Origin of the sequence: Pseudomonas amygdali (assembly GCF_002699855.1) — a bacterium.
Classification (GTDB): Bacteria; Pseudomonadota; Gammaproteobacteria; order Pseudomonadales; family Pseudomonadaceae; genus Aquipseudomonas; species Aquipseudomonas amygdali.
The window spans coordinates 1-336 of the sequence record NZ_LKBW01000234.1; the positions used below are offsets into that span (position 1 = coordinate 1).

Below are 336 nucleotides of genomic sequence, written 5' to 3' on the forward strand. Positions count from 1 at the left end.
GGCGGCCATCAACTACATGATGATCGATATGATGGCCGCGATCGCCAGGAAGGACTATCAACAAAGAAGACTGCGCCAGGCACAAGGTATTGAGAAGGCAAAAGCTTCAGGCGTCTACAAAGGCAGACCCGTAGACGCAGAGCTGCGTAACCGAGTGCGTGAGCTGCTGGCTGCAGGTCTCGGGATCCGCGCAGTAGCGAGGCACGCTGCGTGTTCAACTACGACCGTCATGAAGGTCCGCGACGAGCTGGCGCAACGTTAGTCGGTTAAGGCCAATAGGCACTGACCTACTCATCGTCACGAAGCACCCAGCCCGCTTTTGAAAAAGCCCACCGG

General features: G+C 57.1%; 1 pseudogene. It reads left to right on the top strand.

The features are described 5' to 3' along the window. Positions 1–262: pseudogene (locus tag AO277_RS15165) on the top strand (recombinase family protein); the annotation flags it as partial. Positions 263–336 lie beyond the last annotated feature (74 nt).